We start from the raw sequence: 16,610 nt of genomic DNA, 5'->3' as shown, positions 1-16,610 counted from the left end.
TGAATGACGAAACGATTAAAGGATCATCAAAATTACGACAAAGGAAGGAAATATTGGAGTTAACGGGTTTAGATCATGAGTATTGACCTGATCTATTCAGATTATGGGACTAAGACTTATTACGACGACAACGTTCAGAACAGTAGATCACGTCATCCCAACAGCGCTGCCATTTTTTACGCCATGCGAAAGGCTTTTGGCAAACAGGACATATCTTAGTCGGTAAATGGGGTTTCTTGTGCATGGCCGTTCCCTTCTTGAAGCATCCACTTCCTGCGTTTACTAGAGATTCCCTATTACGTTCGTACCTCGCTTTAGAGAATGACGAAGGCAATACGAACAAAGCCTAGTTCTCTATGACGTTCGTTCCTGACTTTAAGGAGTGACTGCGTAGTGATTTGTGACTACTCCCGACTCCGTCATCCTCGAGAAGGAGGAACGACTGAGTCGGGGATCTGCTTCATCTAGCTCTGTTTCTATTTCTGCGCAGATAAATTTAGCAAGAACCAAAGTAACAACCTAAGCGACAACCTTGTACTGCTTCTCCATCTCACTCACACCTAAGCCAGAGTGTTTTGTCACTTTAAGCTGAACGGGCACTCGCTCTTTCAGTGCTTCAACGTGGCTAATGACACCGATCATCTTGCCTGATGCATTCAAGTTATCTAACGCGTTAAGGGCAATGTCCAATGTGTCACTATCCAACGTGCCGAAACCTTCATCTAAGAACAGAGAATCAATACTGGTTTTGTAGCTCACAAGATCAGAAAGCGCTAATGCCAACGCCAAGCTCACCAAGAAGCTTTCGCCACCTGATAAAGTCTTTGTATCACGCATCACATCGCCCTGCCATGTGTCGAGCACTTGCAGTTCTAAACCATCGTCGGCTTTGCGTTTAAGCTCGTAACGACCATGCAAACGCTGTAGCTGCTTGTTCGCAAGGTACACCAAGTTTTCCAACGTTAAACCTTGGGCAAACTTACGGAATTTATCGCCGTTCTTAGAGCCGATAAGTGAGTTCAGACGTGAAATATCATCAAACTCGACTTGTTGCTCGTCGATCTGCTTAAACAGATCTTGCTGATTGCTGCGGTTCTGGCTATCCGTTTCAAGATTGGCAGAAATTGCACCGATCTTGGTCGCATGGCTTTGCTGTGCGTTTTGACACTCAGTCGTCGCTTCTTCAACTTGCTGTTGGTCTTGCTCTTGCCATGCTTTCGCATTTTCGTGATTTAGTAGATCCACTTGTGTCGCTTTGGCGGCGTTCAACCTAGCTTGCGCACTGACAATCGCTTCGTCTAAAGACTTCTTCAGGCTTTGAAGTTGAGTTCTAACCTCTTCATCTAACAACGCTGCTTCAAAATTAGCCTCATCTTCGAACGGGCTAGTTTTCAGCGCTTCTAACCAAGCATTCGACGCTTGTGTGTAGCTCGATTGCTTACTGACTAACTCGTCCGAGAAACCAGTGTGTTTGGTTTGCTCGGTTCGATGTTCAAGTTCGCTGCGGTTAAGCACTAACTGCGCGGCATCAAATGCATTTACTGCTTCAGTGACTCTTTGCTTCATCGCATTGCTGGTGGCTTGAATGTCTTTGTCACCAAACAACTCTGTTCTTTCAGCCGTTACACGAGTGAGTTCTGACACTAAAGACTCACTCTGTTGCGTCAGTGTCGCGAGCTCTTTCTCAACACTGCTTAGCTTGTCGTCTAACGTTTTCAATTCGGCATTTTGAGTAATCAGTTGCTTCTCAATATCGTCCTGTTGCTGTTTGGTTTGCTGCCATGTGCTTGATGCTTGCGATTTCGCAGTAAACCAATCATCGATATGCTCAAGTTCAGGTGCTTCGATAGAAGTTTGAACAATGCTCTCTTTCAAAGCGTTCCATTGCTGGCCTTTCGCTTGAGCTATTTGAGTCACTTGCTCGTTTGCGACTTGGTTTTGCTTATTCAAATCAGCTAAGCGTTGCTCAGCTAACTCTAAATTAGACTGCGCTTTATCAGCTTCGACACTCGCAGACAGGCGTTTTTTTTCAACTTCAGAAAAATGTGCTTTGGCATCAACTAACGCTTTGAGCTGCTGAATGGTGTAATTTAATTGCTGCTCACACTGCTCGGTGAAATAAACCACTGCCGCTTCATCACCTAAATCATCATTGGTTAGCAGCGCTAGTTCCGGATCTGCATCGTCGAAGCCAATTAAGCTCTGTTGAAGCTTGCCGACAACGCCTTGCCAATTCAGCTGAGCTTGTTGAATATCCGCTTGCGCACGTTGAATATCATCGTTCAACGCTGCAATCATAGGGGCAAGAGAATCTAACTGCTGACGATGCTCTTGGCCTTCTTTTTTGATAGCCGTTAGCTCTAGGTTTTCTCTATCTTTTTGAGCAACCAAATTTGCAATATCTTGAGACTGTTCAATCGCATGGTCTGTTGAACCACACAGTGGGCATTCAGACCCAGATTCTAGAGCTGCACGATATTTTGCTAATTCACCTTCTTGATCAATCAATCGCGTTAATCGCTCAAGCGAAGTCTCTTTCTCTTTATATCGCTCCACCAACACTTCACGCTCTTTCGAAAGCTTGTCGACCAACTGGGTGTTGGTTTGATGTGCCTGTGTTTTCACGTGCAGCTGTTGTTGGGCATTTAGAAAACCACGGTTGATCTCAAGTAATGAGTGCGTATTGCGGTTCCAAAACTCCAACAGATCTTTTTGCGAATTCAACACTTGCTCGCTGGTGTTGCCTTGCAATGCTTCCCACTGTTGCTTTGCACTACTCTCGAGAACAACCAATTCAGCTAAAGTTTTATCTTGCGTTGCTTTAGCATCTTGCGCGGATTTGATGATCGTTTGCTGTGCATCAACTGCAGACAAAGCTTGCTTCGCTGAATTCAACTGCTCTGAATGCTGGCGCTCTAGAGTACGAACTTGCTCGACCTTTGCTTGCCACTGACCTAGGTATTTTTCCAGATGTTGGTCAGCTTGATGCGTATTTAGGTACTCAGTGCTGAGTTTATCTTGTTGCTTCAGTGCATCTGTTTTTTGGACTAAAACAATCTGTTGATTACGCTGCTGCGTATGTTGCTCGTTAAGCGTATTCTCTGCACTAACGGCCGCAGTTTGCTTATCTTTGAGTACGGCAATTTGGTTATCGAGCGGACGGACAAGATCGATGATCTTATCTTGATCTTGTTGCTCACTTTTTACCTGTTCGACAATCACACCGCTTTGAGTCAGTTTAGTTTGCGCGTCTTGCATTTCTGCATCACGAACGGCAAGTAACTTGGTGCTGTTATCTAGGTGAGCTTGAGTAGTGTTCACCTCTTGTTCGCAACGCTTTAAATCTTTGTGTACTGGACGCAGCTTTTCAGCCGGCTCACTGTTTGCCAAGCGCTCTAGTGACGGTTGGTTACGGTCTAGTTCATCTTGAGCGGTTTTCAGATCGAGCTCACTGGCCGCAATAGTTTGCTCAGCTTTGGTCACGTCTTTCCACCAGCTAAGATGCACTTGCCACTCTTTTAATTGCTCGGCTAAACGCTTCTGCTCTACTTCTAGCGTTTCACGCTCTGCGGTCAGCTCTTTGATTTGCTCTTCAGACAGTAAGCTCACACCTTCAGCTTTCGCTTTAAGTTGATTAAGCGACTCTTCACTCGACTTAAAATGATCGTAGATACGCTCTGAAATCAGGCTATAAACTTCGGTTCCCGTCAGCTCTTCAAGTAGCTCTGCACGGTCGTTAGCATTGGCATTTAAGAACGCCGCAAACTCACCCTGAGACAACATGATGGATTTAGTGAAGCGTGAGAAATCGAGCCCTGTAACCTGCTCCACCAGCTTGGTCTTCTTGGTCAACATGGTCTCTAACACTTTATCTGTGTCGGCATCTGCAAATTCACAGGTCGGCGTTTGCAGTGCGCCATCATGTTTGCCACGTGCGCGCTTTTGGTGGAAGTTAGAGCGGTACGTTTTACCCTGCACTTCAAATTCAAGCTCAGCAAAGCACTCGCCCGTACCACGAGTCATTAATTCATTATTACCTTTAGCAATGCTTTTCAAACGCGGTGTGCGATGGAAAAGTGCCAAGCAAATCGCATCAAGAATGGTGGTTTTACCCGCCCCAGTTGGACCAGTAATTGCGAACAGACCGTTTTCTGCAAACGGCGATTGGGTAAAATCGAGCTTCCAGCGCCCTTTCAAAGAGTTCAGGTTTTCAAATTCTAGGCTTAAAATCTTCATACGATTACTCTTCTACTTTATTGGGCGCTTGAGCGCTTTCAGACACTTCGACCATCACTTGTTTGAACTTCACCGTCATGCGCTCTAAACGCGCTTTTTCAGAATCGGTTTCAAACTCTTCTAAGGCAATACGCTTCGTAAACACGTCCATCGGGCTCAGTTCAGATAAGGTCTCTGCCGACTCTTGCTCTAATACTTGATTACGACGCTCTCTTGCTCGGCGCAGTTGAAGTACTTCCACATTCAATCCTTCGGTCAGTGCGCGCATACGTTCTTGTAGATCCGACAAGTAATCTTGCGCTTGCACTTCTATCGATAACCATACGCTTTGGTCGCTATCTAAACCTATGTATTGGTTAAGCTGAGATTCGATCTCGCTCAAGTCGCCTTTGATTTCAGCTAGAGGTTGGAATGTGGGAACAGGCAATTGAGAAATGGTGCGCTCACCTTCAACAAACTCAACAACACACACTTGTTTCTGAGACTTAAGTTCATCAAAACTTAGTGGGATTGGAGAGCCTGAATAACGAATGTATTCACGCTTTGCCACCACTTGTGGGCGATGAATATGACCAAGTGCGATATAGTCTGCGTCTGGGAAGCCATCAGCGGCGAAACCATCAAGGTTGCCGACATAGATATCACGCACAGAATCCGATTGTTGGACACCCATCGCCGTTAAATGACCGGTAGCGATAATCGGCATGTGCTCGCTGTTTACAAACGTCGCGCGCTTAGCAACCGCCGCATCATAAACACTTTGATAATGCTGTTTGATTGCATCGCCGAGTTGCTTCTGACGCTCAACGCCAGTGACACCCGCCTGGCTCATCAACACATCGCGAGGGCGAATAAAAGGAATGGCACAAACCAGCGCTTCTACATCGCCGTTCTTGCCTTTTAGTTCGACAACCTGAGTCGCATGATCTTCATTGGTATTAGGAATCACGTCTGCGCCCATGTATTTGAGCAGCTGTTGTGTCTCTTTAAGCACAGAGACTGAATCGTGATTTCCACCTAATAACACCAATTGGCAACCGATCTTGTTCGAATCGACCACAAACTTGTTATACATCTCACGAGCGTAACTCGGCGGTGTACTGGTATCGAAAATGTCGCCAGCAACAATGATCGCGTCGATGTCGTGCTCTGTAACTTGCTCAAGTAACCATTGTAAAAACCGTTCATGTTCATTCTTACGGCTTTTATTGTAGAAGTTTTGGCCAAGGTGCCAATCGGACGTGTGAAGAATCTTCATTGCTGCTCACTGGAAGTCGGTAATACCTTTAATCTACCAAAATAGTCGAGATAATTCCCTTTTATAAGCTTGTGAAAACCAACTAATTTCAGGCTTTGGACCAACTCCGCCCATAGCGTGACCAATCGTTATTTTTGACATAAAAAAACCGCTCAACGTTAGAGCGGTTTTAGGTGTCCATAGCTTTAGCTTTAAGCTATTTCACAGAGGTCGTCAAAAATTGTACGAAGCGCCCAGAGTTACTGTGCTAAACGCTACATCACGGCTTGCCAGTCTATTACCATTCGGGCCGAAGAATTCGAGATTTACTGCATCTGCTTGTGAGATTAAACGTAAGGTTAGGCTTTCTACTGGCGTGTATTCAACACCTATACCAAAATGGAAGCCTAATTACGCGCAGCTAGACAATCAAAGATATTGCAATAGATGCCATGATCACGCCAACGACAAATTCCAACACCTTCCACGCTCTCGGGTTCTTAAACATTGGAGCCAAGAAGCGAGCGCCATATCCAAGTGAAAAGAAGAACACGAATGACGCCGATACCGCCCCAGCGCCAAACAACATTTGATCCGGTTGATATTGAGTTGAGATAGACCCCAGCAATACCACAGTATCCAAATACACATGCGGGTTAAGCCAAGTGAACGCCAAACACATCGCAATCGCTTTGGTTAATGAGTCTTTAGTTTCTGCCGTGGCTTCTAAGGCGTGGTTTTCGGTAAATGCTGATCGGAAGCTTAAGAATGAATAGACACCCAAAAAGATAGCGCCACCATAACGGGCGAACTGCTCAATTTGTGGGAACTGCTTAACGATTGCGCCAAAGCCCGTCACGCCAAAGCTAATCAGTAAGGCGTCGGAAATGGCACATACAGCACAAATTGCCAATACGTGTTGGTTCTTAAGCCCTTGCTTTAAAACAAACGCATTTTGAGAGCCAATCGCAAGAATCAGCGAAAGGCCAAGGGAGAAACCTGCAAAGTAAGTCGACATCTAAGGCTAGCCTCTTAACGCAACTCAATACGCATAAACTGGCTGTGCGGATCCAACACATAATCAGCAAAGGGTTCACAGTATCCAAAGCCAAACTTTTCATACAGGTTACGTGCGGCCTTAAAGTAGTCTTCTGAGCCGGTCTCTAAACTGATTGTTTGATACTGGCGGGCGGTTGCTGTATCCAATACGTGCTGTAAAAGTTGGCTCGCAACACCTGACTTTCGAGCAAACTGTGAGGTTCTCATCGATTTGAGTTCAGCGTGTTGGGTATTTAGCTCTTTAATGGCAACACACCCAAGTAGTTGGCTGTCTTTCCAAGCACTGAAAAAAGTAATCTCTGGTGACTTGAGCCCATCTAGATCCAGTGCATGAACGCTTTCGGCTGGCGAAGTGGCGTACATATCAGCGAGGTGCTCTTCAAGTAATTCAATGACTTCCCCACCCGACAAGTCATCCACCTTAATTTCTATTGAAGCACTGCTTTCCAATGCTGTTCTATTTTCCATTGAACCCTGTGCATTTATTGCTGATGTCATTGTTTCAACTCTCCTTGTTTAGTTCGCTTATTTAGCTTGAGTGATTTGGTTTTTATCAACAGCCCACTTTCCTGAATTGTTTCCTTTTCAAGAACTCGGTTTGAATCAATAAAATTACTGATTAATCATAAAATTATAAATGTCACACTGGGTTTACCTAGATACCATATTTTTCCTATCTCGTCTCGTGATAAAAGCGTTCCGCAAAGCCCGTATGGTCGCTGCATTGAGGGAGCAACACCTGTTTTAGTTAACGAATAAGTAGTCAGGGCAAAGTGAATAGCGATGACACGCGTACTGATGTTGTTGGCAGCTTAAACATCCCTTTAAACGGTCTCATTTAAAACGACCATAAGTTAGAAAATAAAACGCTTTCATTGATCGAATATTTGATTGCGATTTTCCAATTTCGGTATATGATGCGCCACCCTAATTTTTCAGCTTATGCTGCAGGCAAATATGTCCGCCAACGCACTCTATACCGACCTATCCGGTTACTATGATTTAATGTGTGTAGATATTGACTACCAAGCGCAAAGTAACTGCGTACGTAGACTCCATCAAATCTTTGGAAATGAAGGAAAAACACACCTCGACTTAGCTTGTGGCACTGGCCCACACGTTCGTCATTTTATTGATTTCGGTTACCAAAGCGGTGGCCTAGATCTTAACAAGCCGATGTTAGATATCGCAGAAGTTCGCTGCCCGGAAGCCAAGTTCTCAGTACAAAACATGAGTAACTTTGAGGTCACGGAACCACTCGATCTTATCACTTGCTTCCTGTATTCCATCCATTACAACGATGGCCTTGAGAAGCTTAAAGAGTGTATTGAAAGTGTGCATCGTGCGTTAAAGCCAGAAGGTATTTTCTGTTTTAACGTGGTTGATAAAGACAAGATCAGCAACGACCTGTTTGTTAGACACACAACAAACCAAGACAAAGACGATTTCACGTTCCGTTCTGGTTGGTATTACTCTGGTCAGGGTGATAAGCAAGCGCTAAAGCTTAGCATCGAAAAGACGACTGCTGGTGAAACTCAAGTGTGGAATGATGAACACCCAATGGTGGCATTCTCGTTTAAAGAGTTAATCGAGATATTGAAGCCCTACTTCGAGGTTAATATCTTCGAGCACGATTACGACAAGCTGATTCCTTGGGATACTCAGTCCGGTAATGCGCTGATCACATGTGTCAAAATCTAGATTAATAGATAAACGGCAAATTAAACCAAATCTATAGATCAAAAAAGAACCCACACTCGCCATTCTCCTTTTAGAGCATCAGCCAGTGTGGGTTCTTTTGTATCAAGCTATCAGTTACTGAACTCTAAATTAGAAGTCCGCTGTCATACCTACGTAGTAAGTACGTGGCTCTTCAACATAGCCCATGCTCTCTAGCTCTTGTGATACAGCTTCGTCAGTTAAGTTCGTGATACCTGCACGTAGTCGTACTGAAGCATTCACGTTGTAGACAGCACCTAGGTTCAGCGTTGTGTAAGCGTCTTGAGTTAGATCGCTTTCGATCTGACGTTCACCACGGTAACGCGCACTCACGAAAGTACTTAGATCGTAAGTTGGGCTCCAGTTCAGTTTAACTAAACCCGAATGCTTGTAACGCTCAAGTAATTCGTCACCAGTAGACTTATCTTCAGTGTCTAAGAATGTGTAATTACCAGACACACCCCATTCATCAGTAATTTGGAATTGGCCTGTAAGCTCAGCACCTTGAACTACAGCCTCTGATACGTTTGTATAAGTACGCTTACCATTCACATAGCCAGTTGAGCTTGAACTATCAGCGCAACCTTTACCCGATTCAAACACTCCGCCGTTCTCACAATAGGTTTCATCACGATCAATTAGGTCGTTGATTTCATTTCGGAATAAGGCACCTTCAAGATTCCAACGAGGTTGGCTATAAATCGCAGCGATCTCATAGTTCAAGCTGGTTTCGGGCTTAAGATCTTCATTACCATGTAAATCACATACGCCTTTACAGCTATTAACTGTGTAGTCTGTCTGATTTTGAGTCAATGTTGGTGCTTTAAATGCTTTACCCACACCACCCTTGATGATCAGGTCATTCGTTGTTTGATGAACCAAGTACACACGTGGGCTGAACTCTTCACCGTACAGTTCATGCTTATCTAAACGACCACCAATGGTTGCCGTTAGTTGATCCGTCATTAACCATTGGTCTTGAACAAATAACGCACCTTGATAAGCTTCAGATGTACCATTGACTAAGTTTTCTTTGTTGGTTAATTCACTCAACTGGTAGTCCATACCAAACGTTACGGTGTGACTATCACCAAGATACGTGGTCGCCGAAGCTTCAACAATTTGAGTCAGCTCTTCGATGTCACTGCTATAGTTAGTATCTGAGTCCGCAGCATCATTATCTGTCACATTTTCACGTGAATAACGTACTTGCGTGTCACCCCAGCTCCAAAAACCACTATGTGTGATCGCTTGGCTCTGACGTACAACACGTGTGTCAGACTCAATCACAGATGATACGTTTTCCGCAGATGACTCACGTTCGTCGTCACTGTAACCAAAATCGAAATCAATGGTTTGGTTGTCTGTTGCATTCCATGTCAGGCTCGCGAGTAAGCTTAATGTCTCTCTTTCTTCTAACGCAGTAATGTCTGAACGATCGTAACCAGAGCTATGCGTACCAGAATAGGGTTGCCAAGCATCACGGCTAGTTTGGTTAACAGATAGGCGAGCAAACAACTCGTCTTCAATCAACGCACCAGATGTCGTGAAGCCCATCGAATACTCTTCCCCTCCATCACCATCAAGTGGAGATGAAGTGTCCATGCTCAGTGTAGAGCTCCAATCGTTTTCTGGAGCCTTAGTGATGATGTTGATTGTACCGCCCATACCATCTGAACCGTAAAGTGCAGACATTGGGCCACGGATTATTTCAACACGTTCGATCGAATCAGCAGGAATCGTTGATAGGTCAAAGTCGTTACCACGGATGATGGCACTTGCAGAGCTTAAACGACGACCGTTCACCATGATAAGAGTGTAATCTGAATCCATACCACGAATAGAGATCATCTGACGGCCAGCACGTGTGCTATCAAAATCAGACTCAACACTCGTTGATTCGGCAACGATGTCTGCCAAGGTAATACCAGGGCTTTCTTCAATGTCTTGCGCGGTGATAACCGACATTGAAGCTGGCGCTTGTTTTAGTGCCATCTCGGTACGAGTTGCCGTAACAACCATTTGCTCATCTGTTGCTTGCGCTTCTTCTTGCGCCAACACGTTAGCTGAAAGTGAGGTACAAATAACAGCGACTGCGATCGAAAGGGGTTTACGAACCAAAAGAGGTTTGCGAATCAAAAGAGATCTCTCAGACATGATATTCATTCTTATATGTGATTGGTAATGATAATGGTTTGCATTAAACAACCAACTACCACGCTTATCAACGAAAGTTTCATACCAAAAATCGATTCTCGTTATTCACCATTCAAATAATGAAAGAGATCTATATCCAACTCGATAGGTATTCGTAATTTTCATTCACCCTGCAGATGGATTATGTATAAAGCTCTTTGAATATATTGCGAACCCAGCGACACATCGGGTCGTTATGAAAGCGCTTATGCCAGTATAAGTAGACGTCTTCTGATGGGTGGCGCAACGCTTTAGGCACGCGTTTACAAACAAGATCTCTTTGCTTAGCGGCTTGTTGAGCAAAAGGTGTCGGTAAATGAAAGATGATGTCGGTTGCTTCTGCCATATCCGGCGCGACGTTAAAATTGGAAAGCTGAATTGGAATGGACAGCTGGCGCTGCTTATCAATCAAGCCAAGATCTTTAAATCGACTTTCGATCGAGAGCTTCTTATCCCCTTGCAGTGAGATTTGACCAAGTTGGCTATTCAACAAGTCATCAACCGTGATCTCTTTGTCCGCCAAAGGATGTTTTTTACTCATCAGCAAACGGTAATCGCGGCTAATCACGAACATTCGATACAAATTTTGCTCTGAACTTAACGGCTCGTGGGTCGACAACACAAAGTGCGCATCACCGGATAACAGAGGCTCAAAGTGTCGTTTAGGAATCGAGTCGATATCAACAGTCATGTTTGGCGCTTGTTGACGTATCTCCGCAACTACCTTGGGCAGCAAGTGCGCGACATTAGGCACTAAACCAAAGAAGCGAACCGTACTGTCACTGCTTTGCGGTTCGAATACATCGCCATGTACCAGCTTTTCTAAACGTGTCAGTACCGAATTGAGATCTTGCTTAATGGCTTCTGCTTTTGGCGTTAACTCATAGCCATAAGCCGCTCGCACCAATAGATCATCATTGAAAACGGTACGCAGTTTTTGCAGAGATCGGCTCACCGTAGGTTGGCTCATATCCAGCGCCAATGCCGTGTTGGAAACGTGCTTCTCTTCAAGAAGGTGTTTAAGAATAACGAGTAGATTGAGGTCGACTTGAGCAAGATTCATTATGCAAATATTAACAATATATAAAATTCAATGTGCGCATAGTGCTATTTCTTAACATGTAATACAATTGATAATCACTCCTATTTTGATCTAGAGCAATATGCAGAGCAGAGTTTAAGGTTAAGTGGGTTTTAAAGCTCTAAGTCAGAACTGTTTAAACATAAAAAAGAGAGGCACAATGGCCTCTCTTTGATCGTCTACTTTATATTGCTAGCGTTGAGCTATCAGACTACAGCTTTGTCCAAGCATCTTGCCAGTATTGGCTATCTGCTGGAGCGTAAGACGCGCTTGCACACCATGCCGTGTATGGCCAAGGCTTACATTCGTACAAGCCATTATCGCTGCCGACCACAATGTCACCCGCTGCGTAGTTTGTGCCCGCTTCATATGGAGGGTAATCACCTGGAGGAGGTGTTGTTCCGCCACCGTCTTTAACAGCGAACGAATCGTTTACCATCACCATTTCACCGTCAGATGCTTTACCGACTACTTCAAGTTTATACTGACCTTCAGCAACATCGTACAGGTCCATTGTAACGGTACGGCTATCAGTTAGGCTCACTTTAGTCTGTTCAACAACAGTGCCTGCACTATTGATTACCATTGCAGTTACGTCAAGCGCTTCATTTGACGCTAGTGTGAACTCTAAATGTATGTTGCCATTATCTAGAATGTATTCAGACTGAAGACCAGATACGTTTAGCTCGAGATCATCACCTGGATCTGGGTTACCACCACATGAAGAGTCTGAAACTTTTCTCCAAACGCCCCACTCACCTGTTGTTCCTGGCTCTTCGCCGCGAGTGTACCAACCTGCTCCCCACGTTGAACCGTCATGAGATACTTGGTCACCTTCAACATAAACGGTGTCGGCATCCCATGCAGCAGCACAGTTAGAACCATCAGTTACAGACACTTTACGGTCAACGGTTACGGTTTGGTTCGCGCTGTCTGTCACGCTATACACAAGTGTGTAGTTGCCGATTTCATTTACATCGACACTGCCAGTGTGTGTAATAGTGCTTGTCAGGTCGCCATCTTCAGCATCATTCGCCGTCACGCCTGCCATAGCATCAAATGCAGTACCCAACACAACTGTTGTGTCAGATACGCCATTAAATACTGGCTTCTGGCTGTAAACCTCTACCGTTCTCGCTTTAGTGGTTTCGTTGTTATCGCTGTCTTTCACTCGGTAAGTCAAAACGTAAGTGCCAATAACACTGGTTTCAACGTAACCTTCAACATCGATTGATGACGTTAGATCGCCGTCTTCTTTGTCTGTTGCCGTCACGCCATCCATAGGATCAAACGTTGTGCCGTGAAGAACACGCGTATTTTCGACACCTTTAAGAACGGGCTCGCCCTCGACTGGTGGTGGCGTTACCTGACCGTGTACAAACGGGCCGTAGTCTTTAATGAACTGCTCGTTGTATTGTTGGCCGTTTTTGTTGGTGCCCATGTCCCAGTTGATAGACCAAGTCATCACACCACGTAGCGGTTGACCTTGCGCCGTTAGGCTATCAAATGCGTCGTATAAATCTTGTGGCTCTTGTACAAAACCGGTTGCTGCAGCATCGATGCTTGAAGGAATACCAAACACGAGCTTGTCATGTGGGATCTTGTGGAAACCACGCGTTCCGTTGATAAGAGAATCAGAAATGTAGTAGATGAACTCTTCTTTTAACGCATCGTTGTTTTGAGCAATCCAACCCACGCCTTCAACCCAGATACCATCGCCACCTTGGTTGTAGAATTGTGGGTTAATCCAGTCGTAATAGCCTTCTAGATTATCGATATAAGGAACGTACTTACCGCCTGTCGTGAGATACGGGAACTCAGGCGCCATAGTAATAAGGAAGTTTTTACCTTCAGCACGGTAGTGGTCTTTTACCAACTTAAGAGCATCAGGAATCACGGTTTGATTGTTTGCTGCGGTTACGGCTGCTTGTTCAAGGTCAATATCTAGGCCATCGAAACCGTAACGCTCAGTTAGACGGATAATCTCATCAGCAAAGGCTCTTTCATCACCGGTTTCTAGCTCTACGTGTGCATCCGCACCACCTAAAGCCAACAGCACAGAGCGACCTTGCTTGTTGAGTTCCGAGATTTGGTCAATAAATTGTTGTTCTGAAAGCCCAATGGTTGGGTCCAGTTTAAAAGTTGGGATTCGACCATCAGCCACATCGTAGACCTTCATGAATGACACATTCACGATGTTGTACATTGGGTTCACTTCATCCAGCGTCACACATGGCGCATTACCACCTTGGTAGCCGCCACCGTCACACCAGTTATGCCAATAGCCAACCACCACGCCAGAGTCTGGATTCGTCATATCTGAACCATTCGCATAAACAGCGCCAGACATTGCCGCCATGCCGAGCGATACTGCTAATTGTAGAGCTTTACGTTTCAACATTAGTCCCACTTCCTTACTTAACAGCTGTGCCAATCACAACCGAACCAATTCATTGTAATCATGAATATTTATAGAAAAGTAATGGAATTTTTAGGAAAAGATGACCTTTGATTTAACTTGTGATTTTAAGTCACAGATTGAATATCAGAATCAATATGACTTTGACTTTTCATTCAAATTGAAATGCTAAAAACTGTTATTTTCGGTCGAATGCATTGACCATATAAATATTTAATCAACCTTAATTCACTAAGATAATTAACCAAAAGCATAAAAAGTCACCGATAGGAAAAAATGAACTTTAAATCGGCAAAAATCACCCCAAACACGCCGTAATTACTGACCTCAGACCAGATGCCATTGCGAGTGATATCACTAAAACAGCCTGGATATAGCCATCATACATGTGCTAGCAATACACACGTATAACGGAATATAGGAGCAAGAATTTGTAGAATTTTGAATGTATACGTCGGGAGTTTTTCAGTTAACCTTCAGTGCCAGATGAATAATATGCATCCAATAGTGAAATAAAATTCACCTTATCAAGTTCATTAAGTTGATTAATTCCAGCCGCTGCTTTTCTTCCTCCGCCAGTCGCAAAACTTGAGCAAATTTCGTCTGCACCCGTTCTATTTGATAATGGCGCACGTAAGCTCACCGTGTAAGACTCGCCGTCTTGGTTTTTCGTTAATACTGCTTGCGCTCGGTTTGGATCTTGATTAACGATTTCATTACCAAATACGCCACTGATGCGCCTTGCCCAAGTCTCGCCTGGTAGTTCAAACACACGTGCGACTTCACTTTCATAAACAGGAGCAAGGTTTGATAACTGCTGGCAATCATTTTGATAAGCAGCTCGCAGTCGATAAAACACAGAGTCTTTATCATCCAAAAGATCAAACGGATTCGGGTATTGATAAAGGGTTTTGTAGAGCTCAGCTGGCGTGAAATGCAAATCACTCAGTGACGAACCGTAACCGTTGTAGTTAACCAAGGTACCTAGCTCTTCTAGAAACTCTTTTTGAGATTGAGCGAATCCATTTTCATCCGCTAGCCGCGCCGCCACCGTTTTTAGATTGTCGCCAAAGGCAGCTGCGATTGCCCAAGCCACATGCGCACCATTCAGCTTCTGGTTAATCAGCAAGCTCGTGCAGCTCTCTGGCGCGGTATCAATCAGAGTATCTAAATGACTAGAAGTTGGGACATCCCCTGTTCGGTGGTGATCGCAATAAAATACATTGATGTTTGCGTCTAGCAGTGAGTGCAGTGCAGGCAGGTTTTTCTCCATCGATACATCTAAAACGGTAACGGAAGAAACATCACCTTGCTTACCCGGCTCCATAGTTTGAGTAACAACTTGAGAGACCAACTTAATATCACGCTTAACACCAGTAATGAGCACGCTCTCTCTTGGCTCACTTAATCGCAGCTGTAACAACGCGATTATGCCATCTGCGTCTCCGTTGAATACGTCGTAGTGCATGTTGTTCCTTTTACTCTCAATCAGATTAGGCTTGAAGTTTATATCTGTATTTTTACAAGCACCGTTGTTTATTATCAATATCAACTTGTTAGGTGATATAACTCTATTGAACATAGCGGTTATTCACGGCTTGTGCTATTGATCAAAAACTCAAGATTATACGAAATACGCTTAATCTCACTTCAAAACTATGAGCGCGTTCCTTGTATGGCTTTTGAAAGTTTAATATCGAAGTTGATAACCTTTTGTTCATGTACATAAAAGTGACCACAACGAACCGTTACGCTTTGATACAATTAGAGTTGGATTAGTTAGGTTTTTACTCGAATTGACATTTATAAGCGTTTAAAATGACTTTCGAGTTAGCGAAAACTTTCAATTCAAACCACAGATCCAAAGGTACACTGCATTTCCATGATCAACTTCGAACCCAAACGCCCTTATCAAACCCTCGGTCTTATCTTGAGAAAAGAACTATCTGATGGTCTTTACCCGATTGGAAGTCGTTTACCGCCCGAGCGAGATATTGCTGAGCGTCTATCCGTGAGCAGAGCTGTGGTTAGAGAAGCAATCATCATGCTGGAACTTGAGGGACTCGTTGAAGTAAAGAAAGGCTCGGGAGTGTACATCGTTAACTTACCGACTACATCAACAGTGGCACAAAATGAAGATGTAGGTCCTTTTGAAATGCTTCAAGCAAGACAGTTATTGGAAAGCAGTATTGCTGAGTTTGCTGCAACACAAGCAACCCCTGCTGATATCGAAAAAATGCGTGAAGCTCTAGAAATTGAGCGCCGCGAAATTGAAAACAATGTCCAAAATCCGGTTGGTGACAGAATGTTCCATCAGTGTATTGCCGAAGCGACACAGAATTCTGTGCTGGTCGATATTCTAAAGGAATCGTGGGAACGTCGTGAGTCTAGCCCTATGTGGAAGATACTGCATACACATATCGAGATCCAAGACTATAGGAAAGAGTGGCTAGATGATCATGCTGCTATTTTGCTAGCAATGAGACGCAAGAACCCAATCGAAGCCAAGCAAGCGATGTGGCAACATCTAGAACATGTGAAGATTAGGCTTTTAGAGCTTTCTGATTTTACCGACCCTAATTTTGATGGTTATCTGTTTAACTCCATTCCCGCTATCGCGACATCAAAAGACAATCTTTAGAAAATTGGTGACATAAAATACT

The 16,610-nt window shown here is 44.2% G+C and carries 11 protein-coding genes and 1 pseudogene; 2 read left to right on the top strand and 10 right to left on the bottom strand.

Annotation, left to right across the window (positions count from 1 at the left end; all coding sequences use genetic code 11):
• Positions 1–109: 109 nt before the first annotated feature.
• The 6 genes and pseudogenes from AB4185_RS04530 to AB4185_RS04505 all read right to left on the bottom strand — a co-directional run bounded on the left by AB4185_RS04530 (position 110) and on the right by AB4185_RS04505 (position 7,030).
• On the bottom strand, positions 110–244 hold the full coding sequence (locus tag AB4185_RS04530) for a DUF2256 domain-containing protein (RefSeq protein WP_081324519.1): 135 nt from the start codon (positions 242–244) through the stop codon (positions 110–112).
• Between the two features lie 275 nt (positions 245–519).
• Positions 520–4,236: an AAA family ATPase gene (locus AB4185_RS04525; RefSeq protein ID WP_102333282.1), complete on the bottom strand. Its 3,717-nt coding sequence runs from the start codon at positions 4,234–4,236 to the stop codon at positions 520–522.
• A gap of 4 nt (positions 4,237–4,240) precedes the next feature.
• Positions 4,241–5,494: an exonuclease subunit SbcD gene (gene sbcD, locus AB4185_RS04520; protein ID WP_372134988.1), complete on the bottom strand. Its 1,254-nt coding sequence runs from the start codon at positions 5,492–5,494 to the stop codon at positions 4,241–4,243.
• Positions 5,495–5,707: 213 nt separating this feature from the next.
• Positions 5,708–5,881: pseudogene (locus AB4185_RS04515) on the bottom strand (porin family protein); the annotation flags it as partial.
• A 13-nt stretch (positions 5,882–5,894) separates the two neighbouring features.
• On the bottom strand, positions 5,895–6,491 hold the full coding sequence (locus tag AB4185_RS04510) for a LysE/ArgO family amino acid transporter (RefSeq protein WP_372134986.1): 597 nt from the start codon (positions 6,489–6,491) through the stop codon (positions 5,895–5,897).
• Positions 6,492–6,505: 14 nt separating this feature from the next.
• Entirely contained in the window at positions 6,506–7,030 is a 525-nt protein-coding gene (locus AB4185_RS04505) for a GNAT family N-acetyltransferase (RefSeq protein ID WP_371724507.1), read from the bottom strand.
• A 459-nt stretch (positions 7,031–7,489) separates the two neighbouring features.
• Here AB4185_RS04505 and AB4185_RS04500 point away from each other — a divergent pair, with 459 nt between their 5' ends.
• Positions 7,490–8,233, top strand: a complete 744-nt coding sequence (locus AB4185_RS04500; RefSeq protein ID WP_029235856.1) for a class I SAM-dependent methyltransferase — start codon at positions 7,490–7,492, stop codon at positions 8,231–8,233.
• Positions 8,234–8,362: 129 nt separating this feature from the next.
• Here AB4185_RS04500 and AB4185_RS04495 read toward each other — a convergent pair whose 3' ends face one another.
• The 4 genes from AB4185_RS04495 to AB4185_RS04480 all read right to left on the bottom strand — a co-directional run bounded on the left by AB4185_RS04495 (position 8,363) and on the right by AB4185_RS04480 (position 15,415).
• On the bottom strand, positions 8,363–10,408 hold the full coding sequence (locus AB4185_RS04495; RefSeq protein WP_372134984.1) for a TonB-dependent receptor domain-containing protein: 2,046 nt from the start codon (positions 10,406–10,408) through the stop codon (positions 8,363–8,365).
• 181 nt (positions 10,409–10,589) lie between these two features.
• Positions 10,590–11,510 carry a LysR family transcriptional regulator gene (locus AB4185_RS04490; RefSeq protein WP_372083661.1) on the bottom strand — a complete coding sequence of 307 codons (921 nt, stop codon included), beginning with the start codon at positions 11,508–11,510 and terminating at the stop codon, positions 10,590–10,592.
• Between the two features lie 229 nt (positions 11,511–11,739).
• The gene (locus AB4185_RS04485; protein WP_372134982.1) at positions 11,740–13,929 is read right to left on the bottom strand and encodes an immunoglobulin-like domain-containing protein; all 2,190 of its coding nucleotides are present in this window, start codon (positions 13,927–13,929) and stop codon (positions 11,740–11,742) included.
• A gap of 487 nt (positions 13,930–14,416) precedes the next feature.
• Positions 14,417–15,415 carry a DHH family phosphoesterase gene (locus tag AB4185_RS04480; RefSeq protein ID WP_372134980.1) on the bottom strand — a complete coding sequence of 333 codons (999 nt, stop codon included), beginning with the start codon at positions 15,413–15,415 and terminating at the stop codon, positions 14,417–14,419.
• Between the two features lie 414 nt (positions 15,416–15,829).
• Here AB4185_RS04480 and AB4185_RS04475 point away from each other — a divergent pair, with 414 nt between their 5' ends.
• Positions 15,830–16,588 carry an FCD domain-containing protein gene (locus tag AB4185_RS04475; RefSeq protein WP_083190198.1) on the top strand — a complete coding sequence of 253 codons (759 nt, stop codon included), beginning with the start codon at positions 15,830–15,832 and terminating at the stop codon, positions 16,586–16,588.
• Positions 16,589–16,610 lie beyond the last annotated feature (22 nt).

The sequence above is a fragment of the Vibrio sp. 10N.286.48.F5 genome, assembly GCF_041469785.1.
Lineage (GTDB): Bacteria > Pseudomonadota > Gammaproteobacteria > Enterobacterales > Vibrionaceae > Vibrio > Vibrio crassostreae_C.
The sequence above is the reverse complement of the archived record's forward strand: the minus strand, read 5'-3'. Positions and strand labels throughout refer to the sequence as shown.